The organism is Kitasatospora sp. NBC_00070 (assembly GCF_045041205.1).
Classification (GTDB): Bacteria; Actinomycetota; Actinomycetes; order Streptomycetales; family Streptomycetaceae; genus Kitasatospora.
In genome coordinates, this window is the sequence record NZ_CP108247.1 from 3571321 (window position 1) to 3584793 (window position 13473).

The 13473-nt window shown below is 70.9% G+C and carries 10 protein-coding genes, 1 tRNA gene and 1 other RNA gene; 4 read left to right on the forward strand and 8 right to left on the reverse strand.

Going from position 1 to position 13473, the window contains the following annotated elements; all coding sequences use genetic code 11:
* Nucleotides 1-28: 28 nt before the first annotated feature.
* Nucleotides 29-119, reverse strand: an RNA gene (gene ffs / locus OHV05_RS16560) — signal recognition particle sRNA small type.
* Nucleotides 120-250: 131 nt separating this feature from the next.
* Between ffs and OHV05_RS16565 the strand changes: the two genes are divergently transcribed.
* The 3 genes from OHV05_RS16565 to OHV05_RS16575 all read left to right on the forward strand — a co-directional run bounded on the left by OHV05_RS16565 (nucleotide 251) and on the right by OHV05_RS16575 (nucleotide 1157).
* Nucleotides 251-335 (forward strand) — tRNA-Ser (locus OHV05_RS16565).
* Between the two features lie 127 nt (nucleotides 336-462).
* Nucleotides 463-741 (forward strand): CopG family transcriptional regulator, encoded by a 279-nt coding sequence (locus OHV05_RS16570; RefSeq protein ID WP_405018366.1) that lies wholly within the window; start codon nucleotides 463-465, stop codon nucleotides 739-741.
* Nucleotides 738-1157: a PIN domain-containing protein gene (locus OHV05_RS16575; RefSeq protein WP_405018367.1), complete on the forward strand. Its 420-nt coding sequence runs from the start codon at nucleotides 738-740 to the stop codon at nucleotides 1155-1157. Before OHV05_RS16570 ends, OHV05_RS16575 begins: the two co-directional genes overlap by 4 nt.
* A gap of 453 nt (nucleotides 1158-1610) precedes the next feature.
* Here the strand turns inward: OHV05_RS16575 and OHV05_RS16580 are convergent, their stop codons facing one another.
* Nucleotides 1611-2741, reverse strand: a complete 1131-nt coding sequence (locus tag OHV05_RS16580) for a GDSL-type esterase/lipase family protein (protein ID WP_405018368.1) — start codon at nucleotides 2739-2741, stop codon at nucleotides 1611-1613.
* A 166-nt stretch (nucleotides 2742-2907) separates the two neighbouring features.
* On the opposite strand from OHV05_RS16580, the gene OHV05_RS16585 reads away from it, so the two are divergent.
* Complete coding sequence (locus OHV05_RS16585; protein WP_405018369.1) at nucleotides 2908-3402, forward strand: MarR family winged helix-turn-helix transcriptional regulator; 495 nt, start codon at nucleotides 2908-2910, stop codon at nucleotides 3400-3402.
* Between the two features lie 168 nt (nucleotides 3403-3570).
* On the opposite strand, the gene OHV05_RS16590 is transcribed toward OHV05_RS16585, so the two are convergent.
* The 6 genes from OHV05_RS16590 to OHV05_RS16615 all read right to left on the reverse strand — a co-directional run bounded on the left by OHV05_RS16590 (nucleotide 3571) and on the right by OHV05_RS16615 (nucleotide 13428).
* Nucleotides 3571-4155, reverse strand: coding sequence for a flavodoxin family protein (locus OHV05_RS16590; protein ID WP_405018370.1), 585 nt, complete (start codon nucleotides 4153-4155; stop codon nucleotides 3571-3573).
* 68 nt (nucleotides 4156-4223) lie between these two features.
* Nucleotides 4224-4976 (reverse strand): 4'-phosphopantetheinyl transferase family protein, encoded by a 753-nt coding sequence (locus tag OHV05_RS16595; RefSeq protein ID WP_405018371.1) that lies wholly within the window; start codon nucleotides 4974-4976, stop codon nucleotides 4224-4226.
* Nucleotide 4977: 1 nt separating this feature from the next.
* The gene (gene alaS, locus OHV05_RS16600) at nucleotides 4978-7647 is read right to left on the reverse strand and encodes an alanine--tRNA ligase (protein ID WP_405018372.1); all 2670 of its coding nucleotides are present in this window, start codon (nucleotides 7645-7647) and stop codon (nucleotides 4978-4980) included.
* A gap of 134 nt (nucleotides 7648-7781) precedes the next feature.
* Nucleotides 7782-10358 (reverse strand): aminopeptidase N, encoded by a 2577-nt coding sequence (gene pepN / locus OHV05_RS16605; protein ID WP_405018373.1) that lies wholly within the window; start codon nucleotides 10356-10358, stop codon nucleotides 7782-7784.
* A 106-nt stretch (nucleotides 10359-10464) separates the two neighbouring features.
* Nucleotides 10465-11709, reverse strand: coding sequence for an MFS transporter (locus tag OHV05_RS16610; RefSeq protein ID WP_405018374.1), 1245 nt, complete (start codon nucleotides 11707-11709; stop codon nucleotides 10465-10467).
* 381 nt (nucleotides 11710-12090) lie between these two features.
* Nucleotides 12091-13428, reverse strand: a complete 1338-nt coding sequence (locus OHV05_RS16615) for a hypothetical protein (protein WP_405018375.1) — start codon at nucleotides 13426-13428, stop codon at nucleotides 12091-12093.
* Nucleotides 13429-13473 lie beyond the last annotated feature (45 nt).

Genomic DNA, 13473 nt, shown 5'->3' on the forward strand with positions numbered 1-13473 from the left:
GCGGACAAACGCGGTCCCCCGGGAACGCAAGGACCCCTCGTGCACCCGCCAGAGCCCTCCTACCCTTGCTGCCTTCCGGCCCTGGGGGAGTTCAGAGAGATAACGCCGCACGAGGGGCTGCCCCAAGAGTAGCGGATCCCCGACCGAAGCCCCACCACCACCCCTCCACCCCGAACCGCAGGCCACTACCCCCACCCACCTGCGGATGGGTGGTCGCGAGCACCCCCGAACATGTACTAAGCTCTCCCACGGAGGATTCGCCTAGTGGCCTAGGGCGCACGCTTGGAAAGCGTGTTGGGATAAAACCCTCACGAGTTCGAATCTCGTATCCTCCGCCTTCACGAAGGCCCCGGACCGCTCAGCGGTCCGGGGCCTTCGTCGTTGCATGGATGCGGCCTGATCGCTCGGACCAGACACAGGGAAGCCATGCCATCCTCGACTATGGCGAGTATGGTGACTTGTATGGCATCCAAGAAGGTCACCGTCACGCTCCCCGAAGACCTGCTGGACGAGATCCGCGCGGACACTGCCGAACGCGGCCTGTCCGCATACGTTGCCGACGCCCTCCGGGCCAAGCGCGACCGCGATCGCTTGCAGGAGCTGGTCGTATGGCTGGAAGAGGAACACGGGCCGATCCGTAGCGACGAACGGGCTGCCGCCTACGCGGAGTTGGACGACCTGGATGCGGAACACGATCGGCGCCGGGTGGCCCGTGGCAAGAGCAGCGGGGCGGCCGCGTGAAGAAGCGCGCCGAGGAAGTCCGGCGGCTGCGCGTCTTCGTGTTGGACAGTGAAGCCCTGTCGCTCGCGGTCAGCGGCGATCGCATGATGATCGCCCGGCTCGACCTCGCCGCCCGTGGTGAGGCGGAGATCGTCACCTCGCCCATGACCTTGGTCGAGGCGTACGACGCACGGACCACCGAACAGCGCTGGGATTGGGTGCTGTCACGGGTGAACGTCGCCGAACTGGGCAAGGACGAGGCGCGACAAGCGCGTCGGCTGCTGGCGGACGCCGGCCTGCACGGGCACAAGTACGCGATCGACGCCATGCTCGCGGTAGTAGCGCTGCGGCAGCGAGGTCAGGTGACGGTCTTCGCCTCCGACACGGAGGATCTGGAGAGGTTGCTACCGGACCACGTCGTGGTGGTGAAGGTCTGACTGGCTGCCTGTCGCCTCCTGCGATCCGGCGTCGGAGCGATCCTGCTACATCGAGATCACGGCAGAGGGCACGGTCTCCCACGGCACCGACCCCGGGGCCTGCGAACGAGCGCGGAGCGGCAAGTCCACCCTCTACGCGGTCTGGCCGGGCGAGTGGAACAGCCAATTGTTCGCCGTCGACGACTTGGACGAGTACGCCCGCGCTCACGGCGTCATCAGTGGTCTCGACGGCTCTTCCTCGCAGCACCCGGGTCGCCCGAGTCTCATGGCGCCTGGCGGCTGCACCTGCCCGGCGACCCCGGATGCCAGGGTCGCCGGGTGGCGACGGCCTCCCTCGATGCCCACCCGCCGGCCCGGGCGAGGATCAGGTGACCATCCCTCGTGCTGCCGCAGTTCCTCGCTGCCTGCGAGGCGTCCACCGGAGCTCGGGCGGACGCCGCCGGTGACGTGCTGTCACAGGCGCAGGTATGCGAGGTCGACGGCGGCGGCCATCGCGTGCGCGCCCGCGTCGTTGAGGTGCAGGTGGTCGCCGCTGTCGAGGTCGGCCCGAATGGAGTCCGGCGCGTCCGGGTCCTGGACGGCTGCGGCGACGTCGACGACGGTGTCGAAGACGGTGGAAGTGCGGATCCACGCGTTGACCTCACGCCGCACCGCGCGGCCCTCAGGGGTGTCGATACCCGGGTAGACGGTGCCGGCGTACGGGCCCATCGTCATGCCGATCGTGGTCAGCCCGTGCGAACGCGCGCGGCCGGCGAGCGCGGTGAAGCCCGCGATCAGGTCCTCGGCGGTGGCCGGGGGCTCACCGAACATGCCCGGCAGGCCCACGTCGTTGAGGCCGAAGTGGAAGAGCACATGGGTGACGCCGGGCACCTGGAGGACGTCGCGCTCGAAGCGGGCCAGGCCGCGCGGGCCGACCTCGTCGGTCAGCAGGCGATTGCCGCCGATGCCCTGGTTGACCACCCAGCCACAGTCGAGCCGCCGGCTCAGCTGGTTGGGAAAGCGTTCGTTGGCGCCGGTGGAGGTGCCGACGCCTTCGAACCAGGAGTCGCCGAACGCGACAGCGATCGCGGTGCCTTCGGGGGCGAGGACGTCGATGCCGGTGACGTAGTAGCGGCCGTCGATCTCCTCGGCACCGGTGAAGTCCGCCGCGACCGCGTTGCCGGGCAGCACGTAGGCGTTCTGCGACGGGGTGTGGGCGTACGTCGCGAGGCCGGTGTCCTCGGGCAGACGGAGCGTCAGCGCCAGGTCGGTCCCTGCGGGCACCGCGAGGGCGACGGGGTCGCTGTGGAGCCGCTCGCCGGCGGGGATGACCACCTCGGTCGCGCCGCCGAACCGCAGCGCGGTGTCGGTGGCGGGGTCGACGGCGCTGCCGCTGGTGCGGACCGCGAGCCGTGCTGCCCCGATGACCAGGGGTTCCTTGCCGTACTCGTTGCTGAGGAGGACGCGCAACGCCTTGCCGCCGCCGTCGAGGCGGAGGATCTGGCGAAGCGTCTGGTCGTGGAATCCGCGGGAGGGCTTGATCTGGATGGCCTCGTGGGGGCTGAGGACGGCGGAGCGGAAGCCTGCAACCCAAGTGGTGGTCATGATGGTGAACTCCTCGTCGTGGTGCGGGGTTGCGCGGTCGGTCGGCGTCCGCGATGGGTCATTTAGTTGCTGCGAGGAATATCCTCGTCGCAAGCAGATGTCTACCTCGCGGATATTCCGCGTGTCAACTGTCCGCACGGCAAGCACTTGCGGCTAGGATGAGGGCATGGACCGATCCGATGTCTTCGACGACCCCCGCCTGACTGCGGCCGGCTTGCTCTTCGAGGCCCGCGACGGGCTGATCGCGAAGCTGGCGCCGACCCTGGAGAAGGCAGGACTGTCGTCCTTGGACTTCGAGGCCTTGATGCGGTTGAGCCGGTCCCCCGGGGGGCGGTTGCGGATGACCGACCTGGCCGCCCAGTCCTTCCTGTCGACCAGCGGCGCCACGCGGGTTGTGGACCGCCTGCAGCGCGGCGGCCTGGTGAACCGGGAGTCGAGGGCCGACGACCGGCGCAGCACCTATGCCGTCCTCACCGCCGAAGGCGCAGACCGACTGCGCGGGGCGCTGGCCGAGCACCTCGACGAGATCGAGCGCTGGTTCACGGGCCTCTTCACCCCTGAACAGCTGGGCGACCTGGTCACCAACCTGCGGACGCTCCGCGATGTCGTCCACCCGAACGCGGAGATGAACACCGCCCCGCCGCCGACCGCCGGAGAGTGAATCCCCTCGGACAGGACCTCGACCAACCGGGCTTCCCGCAGGATCCGACAGCGGCGGGGTGCTGGTCTCGTATCCTCCGCACCCGCCCGCCAAGGCAAACGCGAGGCCCCGACCGCACTGCGGTCGGGGCCTTCGTCGTTCCCGTCTCAGCGGCGTCTTGCGGGACGCCTAGGGCCGCACCGTCGCCGGGAAGAAGGAGTCGGCGGACCGCAGTGCCTCGGTGTCGGCGAGGATCTGGCCGGGGGCGTTCGCGTAGCCGAGCAGTGAACCGCCCCAGTGCATGGTCAGGTAGTCGGCGCAGTTGCGCAGGGTGCCGATCAGCGGGCCGGCCATCGCGTGGTCCTCGGAGGACAGGGTGCTGACGCTCCACATCGTCTTGCCGGCCATCCGGGGCTTGAAGTCGACGCCGGGGACGCGCATCCAGCCCGACCAGTGGTCGAGGTAGAGCTTGGCGCTCGCCGACAGGCTGTACCAGTAGAGCGGCGACGCGATGACGAGATCGGTGGCGGCCAGGGTGGCGTCGAGCAGCACGCGGGCGTTCCCGGCCGGCTCGGGGTACACGCCGGGGCCGACGTGCCGGCGGTCCTCGAACGCCGGGAGCGGGAGGTCGCTCAGCCGGAGCCACTGCTGCTCGACGTTCTCGGGCAGGGCCGCCGCCGCCCGCCGTACGAGCGTCTCGGTGTTGCCGTCCGGGCGGGAGCCGGCGAGCAGGAAGAGGAACTTCCGCTCGCCGGCCCGGTGGGTGGTGGACATTGGCTGCTCTCTCCAGTCGGTGCTGCCCCGAATCCACGGGGTGAGGTCGGGGTCGGGCGGACGAACGGTCAGGCCGGGCCGTCGCCGGCCGCGGTGGTGTCGTGGACCGACACGGAGCCGGTGCTGGTCATCGGCCGGGCGAACGCCGCCAGCACCGGCCCGTGCATCGGCAGGTCCTGGACCGTCCAGCGGTCGGGAGGTACCCGGCACTCTTCCGCGAGGTCCACCGACACGGGCCCGGTCCGGCCCGGATGCACCAGCACCCGGTGCGGCGCGGTGGTCAACGGAAGGCCCGCCGCCTTCATCAGTGCCTCCTTCCGGGTCCAGGCGCGCACGAAGGCCGCGCTACGGCCGCCCGGGGAGAGAGCCCGTACCTGTTGCTGCTCCTCGGGTGCCAGGCAGCGGTCGATGAGTCCTTCGGTGTCGAAGCTCCGGACGTGTTCGAGGTCCACCCCGATCGGGTCCTCCACCGACAGTCCGAGCAGCCAGAGCTCCTCGGACCGAGCCACGCTCAGGAACACCCGTGCGTTCGACGACGCGAGGACGAGCGGCCGGTACCGGAGGCTCTCGCGGCCGGCGGGGCCGGTGCGCCCGAACCGGATCTCCGCGGGTGGTACATCCGAATAGGCGGCCACCGTGCGGCGGACGGAGGCCCAGGCGGCGACGAAGCGGCGACGGTCCTCGCTCCGGGAGAACCGGGTGGACCGGTCCCGTTCGTCCGCCGCCAGGAGCTCCATGTCCTGGTCCGGTACGGAGCCGTGCCCGTCGCCGATCCAGAGGTGGGTCTCGCCGCGTTCGGGGAGGGGGCGAGCGGCTAGCACGTCATCGGCCCTTCACGCTCACGTGCTGCCGGACGGCGGCGATGGCGTCGTCGACGGCGGCGGGGTTGGTGCCGCCGCCCTGGGCGACGTCGTCCTTGCCGCCACCGCCGCCACCGAGGGTCTTGGCGGCGACCTTGACCAGCTCACCGGCCTTGACGCCACGGGCACGGGCGTCCTCGTTGGTGGCGACCACGGTCACCGGCCGGCCGCCCGCCACCGTGAAGACGGCGACCACGGCCGCGCGCGAGCCGAGCCGGGCCCGCACGTCGAGGACCAGCTTGCGCAGGTCGTCGGCACCGGTGCCGTCGGCGACCCGGGCGGCCACCACCGAGACGCCGTTGACGTCCTCGGCGCTCCCGACCAAACCGGCGGCGAGCGCGAGCACCTTCTCCGCGCGGAAGCGCTCGATCTCCTTCTCGGCGTCCTTGAGCTTGGCGAGCATGCCCGAGATCTTCTCCGGCAGCTCCTCCGGACGGCCCTTCACCAGCTCGGTCAGCTGGGCCACCACGGTGTGCTCCTTGGCCAGGAACCTGTACGCGTCGGCGCCCACCAGCGCCTCCACCCGGCGCACCCCGGCACCGATCGACGCCTCACCGAGCAGCTTCACCAGACCCAGTTGCGCGGTGTTGCCGACGTGCGTGCCACCGCAGAGCTCCTTGGAGAAGTCACCGATGGTCACCACCCGGACGGCGTCGCCGTACTTCTCGCCGAACATCGCGACGGCGCCGGCCTTGCGGGCCTGATCCATCGTCATCACCTCTGCCGTGACCTCCAGTTCACGGGCCAGCACCTCGTTGATCTTCTGCTCGACATCGACCAGGACAGCGCTCGGGACAGCCGTCGGCGCGCCGAAGTCGAACCGGAACCGGCCCGGGGCGTTCTCCGACCCGGCCTGCGCGGCGGTCGGGCCGAGCGCGTCACGCAGCGCCTGGTGGGTCAGGTGGGTGGCGGAGTGGGCCCGCGAGACCGCGCGGCGGCGCTCCAGGTCCAGCTGCGCGTACGCGGCCGAGCCGACCACGACCTCGCCGACCAGCACCGAGCCCTTGTGCACGATGACGCCGGGCACCGGCTGCTGCACGTCGCGGATCTCGACGACGGCACCCGAATCCATGCGGATCCGGCCGTGGTCGGCCAGCTGGCCGCCGCCCTCGGCGTAGAACGGGGTGCGGTCGAGCACCAGCTCGATGTCGTCGCCCTCTTGCGCGGCCGGGGCTGACACACCGTCGACCAGCAGGCCGACGACCGTGGCCTCACCCGAGGTGTCGGCGTACCCGGTGAAGACCGTGGCACCGGCCGAGTCGGCGACGGCGCGGTAGGCGGAGACGTCGGCGTGGCCGTGCTTCTTCGCCCTGGCGTCGGCCTTGGCCCGGTCCCGCTGCTCCTTCATCAGACGGCGGAAACCGTCCTCGTCCACCGACAGGCCCTGCTCGGCGGCCATCTCCAGCGTCAGGTCGATCGGGAAGCCGAAGGTGTCGTGCAACTGGAAGGCCCGGTCACCGGCCAGCGCCGTGGAACCGGCGGACTTCGTCTCGGCGACGGCGGTGTCCAGGATCGTCGTGCCGCTGCGCAGCGTCTGGAGGAAGGAAGCCTCCTCGGCGACGATGACCGTCTCGATCCGCTTGCACTCCTCGAAGAGCTCCGGGTACTGCGGGCCCATCGCGTCGATGGTGATGTCCGAGAGCACCTTGGCGACCGGCTCGGTGGCACCCAGCAGGCGCATGTTGCGGATCGCCCGGCGCAGGATCCGGCGCAGCACGTAGCCGCGGCCTTCGTTGCCGGGGGTGACGCCGTCGGAGACGAGCATGACGGAGGTGCGGATGTGGTCGGCGACCACGCGCAGTGAGACGTCGGATTTGGTGTCGGCGCCGTAGGTGTGGCCGGTGAGCTGGGCGGCGCGGTCCAGGATCATCCGGCTGGTGTCGATCTCGAAGAGGTTGTCGACGCCCTGGAGGATGGTGGCCAGGCGTTCCAGGCCCAGGCCGGTGTCGATGTTCTGGTTGGGGAGGTCGCCCAGGATGGGGAAGTCGTCCTTGCCGGAGCCGGCGCCGCGCTCGTACTGCATGAAGACCAGGTTCCAGATCTCCATGTAGCGCTCGCCGTTGACGGCGGGGCCGCCTTCCTCGCCGTAGGCGGGGCCGCGGTCGTAGTTGATCTCCGAGCAGGGGCCGCACGGGCCGGGGACGCCCATCGACCAGAAGTTGTCGGCCTTGCCCAGGCGCTGGATCCGCTCGGCCGGGACACCGATCTTGTCCCGCCAGATCGCCTCGGCCTCGTCGTCGTCCTGGTAGACGGTGATCCACAGCTTCTCCGGCTCCAGGCCGTAACCACCCTCCGCGACGGAGGAGGTCAGCAGCTCCCACGCATAGCTGATCGCCCCCTCCTTGAAGTAGTCGCCGAAGGAGAAGTTGCCGCACATCTGGAAGAAGGTGCCGTGCCGGGTGGTCTTCCCGACCTCCTCGATGTCCGGGGTCCGGACACACTTCTGCACGCTGGTCGCACGGCTGAAGGCGGGCTTGACCTCACCGAGGAAGTACGGCTTGAACGGCACCATGCCCGCGTTCACCAGCAGCAGGGTGGGGTCGTCGGCGACCAGGGACGCCGACGGGACGACAGTGTGTCCGCGCTCCTCGAAGAAGCGCAGCCACCGGCGGCGGATCTCTGCCGACTCCATCATTGGTCCTTCCGAACGGGCAAGGTCGCGGGTGTCACTACCCCGGGACCGCGGTGAGGTGGATGCGAGAGGTGGCAGCCACCCGTCAGGGGCACTGCCAGAGGGTGCCCGAAGGGGGCGGGCACCCTCGGCCGTCAGCTTGCGGCCGGGTCAGGGCCGACGGGCCGGTGGTCGGCGTCACGGCGCCGGGCCCGGATCGCCCGCGCGATCTCGTCGCGCCCCTCGGCGAGCAGGCGGCGAAGGGCAGTCGGCACGTCCTCGCGGGCGAGGCAGGCGTCCGCCGAGGCCAGCGTCCGTTCGGAGATCGCTCCCGAGGGGAAGGCGTCCCGGGCGAAACGCTGGGCCGTGCCGCCGGCCGAGCCGGACCAGACCTGCCCGACCTCGGCGAAGTACCTGTCGGCGAAGGGCGCCAGCAGATCGCGGTGGTCCGGCTCGGCGAAACCTTCGAGGGTCGCGCGCAGCAGGCTGTTGGACAGCGTGCCGGAGAGGATCCGCTGCCACGCGGATGCCTTGGCCTCGGGCGTCGGAATCGCGGCCCGGCAGACGACCGCGCTGCGTTCGCCGGCCGCCGAGTGGTCGTGTCGCAGCTCCGCGTCGATCTCGGCGGGCCCGGCGGCCCCACGCACGACCAGCCGGCGCAGCAGCGCCCAGCGCAGGTCGACGTCGACCCGCAGGCCCTGGAGGTGATCGGCACCGTCGAGGATGTCGCGCAGGAAGGTGAGGTGCTCGGGCGAGGTCGCCGTCCCGAGAAGCGCCTGCGCGTAGACCAGTTGGAGGTCGGACCCGGGTGCCGCACGGCGCAACGCTTCGGCCGCCACACCCGCGAGCGACTCCAGGCCGGTGGCCTGCCACTCCGGGGACGCGTAGTCGTGCACGGCCTTGCGGGCCTGATCGAGGAGGGTCTGCGCGAGGGTCGCGTCGGTCACCGAGCCGAGGCCCGACACGACCAGGCGGACGTAGTCGCGGGCCGGCAGTTCGGCGTCCCGGGTCATGTCCCAGGCGATCGTCCAGGTCTGGGCCGCGGCCAGCGGGTCACGGATCTCGCCGATCCCGCCGATCCCGCCGAGCAGGGTCTCCAGCGACCGGTCGTCGAGCCGGACCTTGGCATAGGTCAGGTCGTCGTCGTTGAGCAGCGTCAGATCCGGACGGGTCTCGCCGACCAGCTCGGGCACCTCGGTGCGCGCCCCGACGACGTCGAGCTCGACGCGCCGCCGCCGGACGATGCCGGTCGGGCCACGGTCGTAGAGGCCGATCGCCATCCGGTGCGAGCGGAGCACCGGCCGGCCGGCCGGGGCCTCCTGGACGACGGTGCACCTGGTCACCCGGCCGGCGTCGTCCAACTCCCAGGCGGCACGCAGGGTGTTGACGCCGGAGGTCTCCAACCACTCCTCGGACCAGGTGGCGAGATCACGCCCGGACGTCTCCTCCAGGGCGGCGAGGAGGTCGGCCAGCGTGGTGTTGCCCCACGCGTGGCGGCGCACGTAGACCTGGATCGCGGCCACGAAGTTCTCCCGGCCGACGTAGGACACCAACTGCTTGAGCACCGAGGCGCCCTTGAGGTAGGTGATCCCGTCGAAGTTGACCTCGGTCGCCGCGATGTCGGGGATGTCCGCGGCGATCGGATGCGTCGACGGCAACTGGTCCTGCCGGTACGCCTCCGCCTTGCGGAGGTTGGCGAACGTCGTCCAGGCGCCGGTCCACTCGGTGACCTCGGACTGGGCGAGCACACCCGCATAGGTGGCGAACGACTCGTTGAGCCAGAGGTCGTCCCACCACCGCATGGTCACCAGGTCGCCGAACCACATGTGCGCCATCTCGTGCAGCAGGGTCTCGGCACGCCGTTCGCGGAGCGCGGCGGTGGCACGCGAACGGAAGACGTACTTCTCGTTGACCGTGACACAGGCGGCGTTCTCCATCGCGCCGACGTTGAACTCGGGTGCGAACACCTGGTCGTACTTGGCGAACGGGTAGGCGGTGCCGAAGACTTCGTCGAAGAAGTCGAACCCCCGCTTGGTGATGTCGAAGAGGACGTCGGCGTCGAGGTGCTCGGCCAGCGAGGCGCGGCACAGCAGCCGCAGCGGGACGATCCGGCCGTCCTCGGCCCGGTGCCGGTCCTGCTCCACGTGGTAAGGACCGGCGACGAGCGCGAGTGCGTAGGTCGGGAGCGGATCGGTCGGCGGGAAGTGCCACACCGTGCCGGCGGCGCCGGCCTCTCCGGCCTCCTCCGCAGCCGAGTTGGAGACGACCTCCCAGCTGGTGGGTGCGACCACGGTCAGTTCGAACCGCGCCTTGAGGTCGGGCTGGTCGAAGCAGGCGAAGACGCGGTGCGCGTCGGCGGTCGCGAACTGGCTGTAGACGTAGACCCGTTCGTCGGCGGGGTCGACGAAGCGGTGCAGGCCCTCGCCGGTGCGCGAGTAGCGGCAGTCGGCGACGACGCGGAGCTCGTTGTCGGCCGAGAGGCCGGGCAGGGCGATCCGGCCCCTGCGCGAAGTGCCCTCCAGCGGCTTCCCGTTGAGGACGACCTCGTGCACGTCGGCGTCGGCGAGCTCGATGAAGGTGGTGGCGCCGGGCTCGGCGCAGCTGAAGCGCACCGTCGTGGTCGAGCGGAAGGTCTCCGGGCCCTGGGTCAGGTCGATCCGGACCCGGTACGCGTCGACGGAGAGCGTCGCCGCGCGTTCCCGCGCCTCGTCCTGGGTCAGATTGCCTGCCACACCTTGTCCTCACCGGTAACCGCCCGCACGTGGCGTTCGGTCGCTGCGACGACGGGGCACGGGTCGGCCCGCCGGTTGTCACACTCGTCCATCTGGATCGGCCGGATCACGCCGGCTCCAGCACCTTGGTCTCGACCTGCTGAGTGACGCTCAGGCGCCGCTCGACGGCGCCGGTGAGCCGCACCGTCGCCACGGCGGTGAGCAGCCCGACCACCGCGCAGCCCCACCAGAGGGCGGCCGGTCCGATCGTCGTGAACAGGCCCACCGCGATGACGGGCGCGGCCAGCCGCGCGGCCGACCAGACCCAGCTGAACGCACCCTGGTACCGGCCCCGGGCCTCCTCCGGAGCGATGTCGGTGACGATCGCCCCGGCGACGACGCCGTTGACGACCTCACCGAGCGACCAGACCACGACCGTCAGGACGTACTGCCAGGCCTGGTGGGCGAGCCCGGTCGAGGCGACGCCCAGGCCGATCAGCGCCCACGAGGCGGCCAGCACCTTGACCCGGGGCAGGCCGGACAGCCGTCCGTACAGCACCGGCTGCAGGGCCACCACGAGCACCGCGTTGGCGACGCCGACCATCCCGAACACCGCGGGCGACAGGCCGTCCGAGCGGATCGCGAGCGGGATGGTGAACTCGGTCTGGGTGTAGATGGTGATGCCGAGCAGGCTGAGCGCCATGTGGGCGACCATCAGCCGGTCCCGGAAGACGACGCCGTAGCCCCCACTGCCGGGCGCCTTGGTGACCTTGGGCCTCGGCAGGTCCTTCGGGATGCCGACCAGGACGATGCCCGCGTAGACCAGGCAGGTCGCGCCGTCCAGCAGGAAGAGCAGCCAGAAGCCACGCCCGGCGAGGTAGCCCGCACCCGCACTCGCCGCCGCCGTACCGATGTTGAATCCCCAGTGCAGCAGGCTGAACGCCTTACCGCGCAGGTCGGTCCCGACGACGTCGCCGACGAGCGCCGACGCGGCCGGGCGGTAGATGCCCGAGGTCAGGCCGAGCAGCGCCGCCGCCACGCCCAGTGTGACCGCGTTGGGCGCGGCCAGCAGGGCGCCCAGGCCCGCGGGGGTGGCGACCAGGCCGATGATCACTGCGGGCCGACGGCCGATCCGGTCGGCGAGCAGGCCGCCCAGCAGCGGGCCGAACATCCCGCCGGCGCCGAGCGCCACCACGATGCCGCCGGTCTGCGCGGTGGTGATGCCCCGCGAGCCCAGGTAGAAGACCAGGAACGGGACGACCATGGTGCCGATCCGGTTCGCGATCATCCCGGCGAACACGATCCAGAACGGACGGGGCAGGCCGCCGAAGTTGGCCGACAGCGCGGTGCGCAAAGGTGCTGGACTGCTCATTTCGTTTCCTTGTGGTCGGTACCGTGCGACGTTGCGGACACGGGTCGGGTGGGGCAGGGGACTGCGCGCTGAGGAACGGTCGGCCCACCCGAGGACCGGCAAGGGCGAATCGCCCGACGGTCTCCTCGGCGGTCCGGCCACGCCGAACGATCTCGGCCGCGCCGGAGTACGAGCCGAAGTGCGAGGGATTTCCTGGGAGTTGGTATGCCCCCTCCGGCAGCCAGCCTGCCCCAGGCCACGAGCCGGGGGCCAGCGGCGGCGGGTGGTGACAAGTCGGATGCGACTTGTACCCACCGTCCGCCTCCCGGCGGGGGAGAGAGCCGCCGCGCGCCCACCGGGGAGAGCGGAGGGCGCGCGGCGCGGGGCCTGGCCGGGCAGTGCTCAGTAGTGGAGCACTCCGGCGGTGCGGGTGTTCTTGTACGCGGTGACACCGATCACCGGGCTCTCGAAGGCCGGCACCGCTCGCGCGTACGCACCGGCGTAGCCGCCCGGGGTGTAGAACAGGCCCCAGGCCGCCTGCCAGGCCTCCTCCTCACCGGTCAGCGGGTTGACGACCGGCTCGGAGCGCGGCACGACCCGCTCCTGCACGATGGCGCCCTCGGCCACGCCCTGCGCCAGGGCCGCCAGCCACTCGTCCTCGGTGCTGGTCCAGCCGGCGACCACGCCGGTGCCGCCGTAGAAGGCGTTCGGCTTGAGGATCAGCTCCTCGCGGTGCTCCCGGGCGTACGCGAGCAGCTCGTCGTGCTCCGGCGACGGCTCGCCCTTCAGCGAACGGGTCCACGGGAGCACCCGGTCGATCAGGGTCAGCTCCTCCTCGGAGAAGCTCGACCGGTGGCGCGGGTCGGAGAGCAGGGCCAGGCAGGCCTTGTTGGCGAACAGGTTGCTCTCCATCGGGGTGAACAGGAAGACGGTGCCCGCCTCGTGGGCCCGGAAGATCGGCTCCACCAGCTCGGCGCCGTGCTCGTCCCCGATGATCTCCTCGACGGTGAAGCAGCGCAGGATGACGTCGACCGGCAGGTCGCCCAGGTGCAGCTTGCCGTCCCGGTCCTCGACGTCGCCGACCTCGGCGACGTGGAAGTCCACGCCGAAGCCGCGCATGACGTCGCGGAAGGTGTTCCAGTGGCTGGCGTAGTTGGCGAGCCCGCCGGGGCCTTCGAGCAGGGCCACCACCGGCTCACGTCCGGTGGCGATCTCGGCGCCCGCCTGCACCAGGGTCTCGGCCACCGCGCGGCCGGTGTGGGTGTACCCGAGGCCGTGCTGCGCCGCGAAGGCCGCGAACGGCTCGGCGTCCAGCAGCGCGCGGGGGATCTCGCCGGCCCGGTCGGCGCCGCCGACCTCGCTGGCGATGCCGATCTCCAGGAGCTTGAAGGAGGTGCCGTTGTGGTACATGTCGGCGCGGCCGTAGCGGGGCGGGGTGATGCCGCCGAGGCGGATGATCAGCTTCTTGCGCTGGTCGTCGATCCCCAGCGCGTCGCAGTAACGGTCGAGGTCACCGTCGAAGAGCCGCTGCGGCAGCGAGGTGATCACGTCGAACAGGGCGAGGACGTCGTCGGCGAACGCCTGGATCTCGCGCTTCTCGATGAACAGCGGCCTGGACAGGTACGAGCCCGTCCAGTTGGCGAGGGCCGGGTCGCGCTCGACCTCGCCCATGATGCCGGGGAGCGCGCTGCCCTTGGCCAGGCTCTCCTTGTTGTACAGCTCAGTGATGTGGTCCGTCATGGCGAACTCTCCGATTCTGCTGGGTCGTTGACTGGCGGGGGTGCA

Coding starts and splice junctions, on each gene's coding strand:
- OHV05_RS16570 (WP_405018366.1), top strand. CDS start 463: ATGGCATCCAAGAAGGTCACCGTCACGCTCCCCGAAGACCTGCTGGAC.
- OHV05_RS16580 (WP_405018368.1), bottom strand. CDS start 2,741: ATGACCACCACTTGGGTTGCAGGCTTCCGCTCCGCCGTCCTCAGCCCC.
- OHV05_RS16585 (WP_405018369.1), top strand. CDS start 2,908: ATGGACCGATCCGATGTCTTCGACGACCCCCGCCTGACTGCGGCCGGC.
- OHV05_RS16590 (WP_405018370.1), bottom strand. CDS start 4,155: ATGTCCACCACCCACCGGGCCGGCGAGCGGAAGTTCCTCTTCCTGCTC.
- alaS (WP_405018372.1), bottom strand. CDS start 7,647: ATGGAGTCGGCAGAGATCCGCCGCCGGTGGCTGCGCTTCTTCGAGGAG.
- OHV05_RS16610 (WP_405018374.1), bottom strand. CDS start 11,709: ATGAGCAGTCCAGCACCTTTGCGCACCGCGCTGTCGGCCAACTTCGGC.
- OHV05_RS16615 (WP_405018375.1), bottom strand. CDS start 13,428: ATGACGGACCACATCACTGAGCTGTACAACAAGGAGAGCCTGGCCAAG.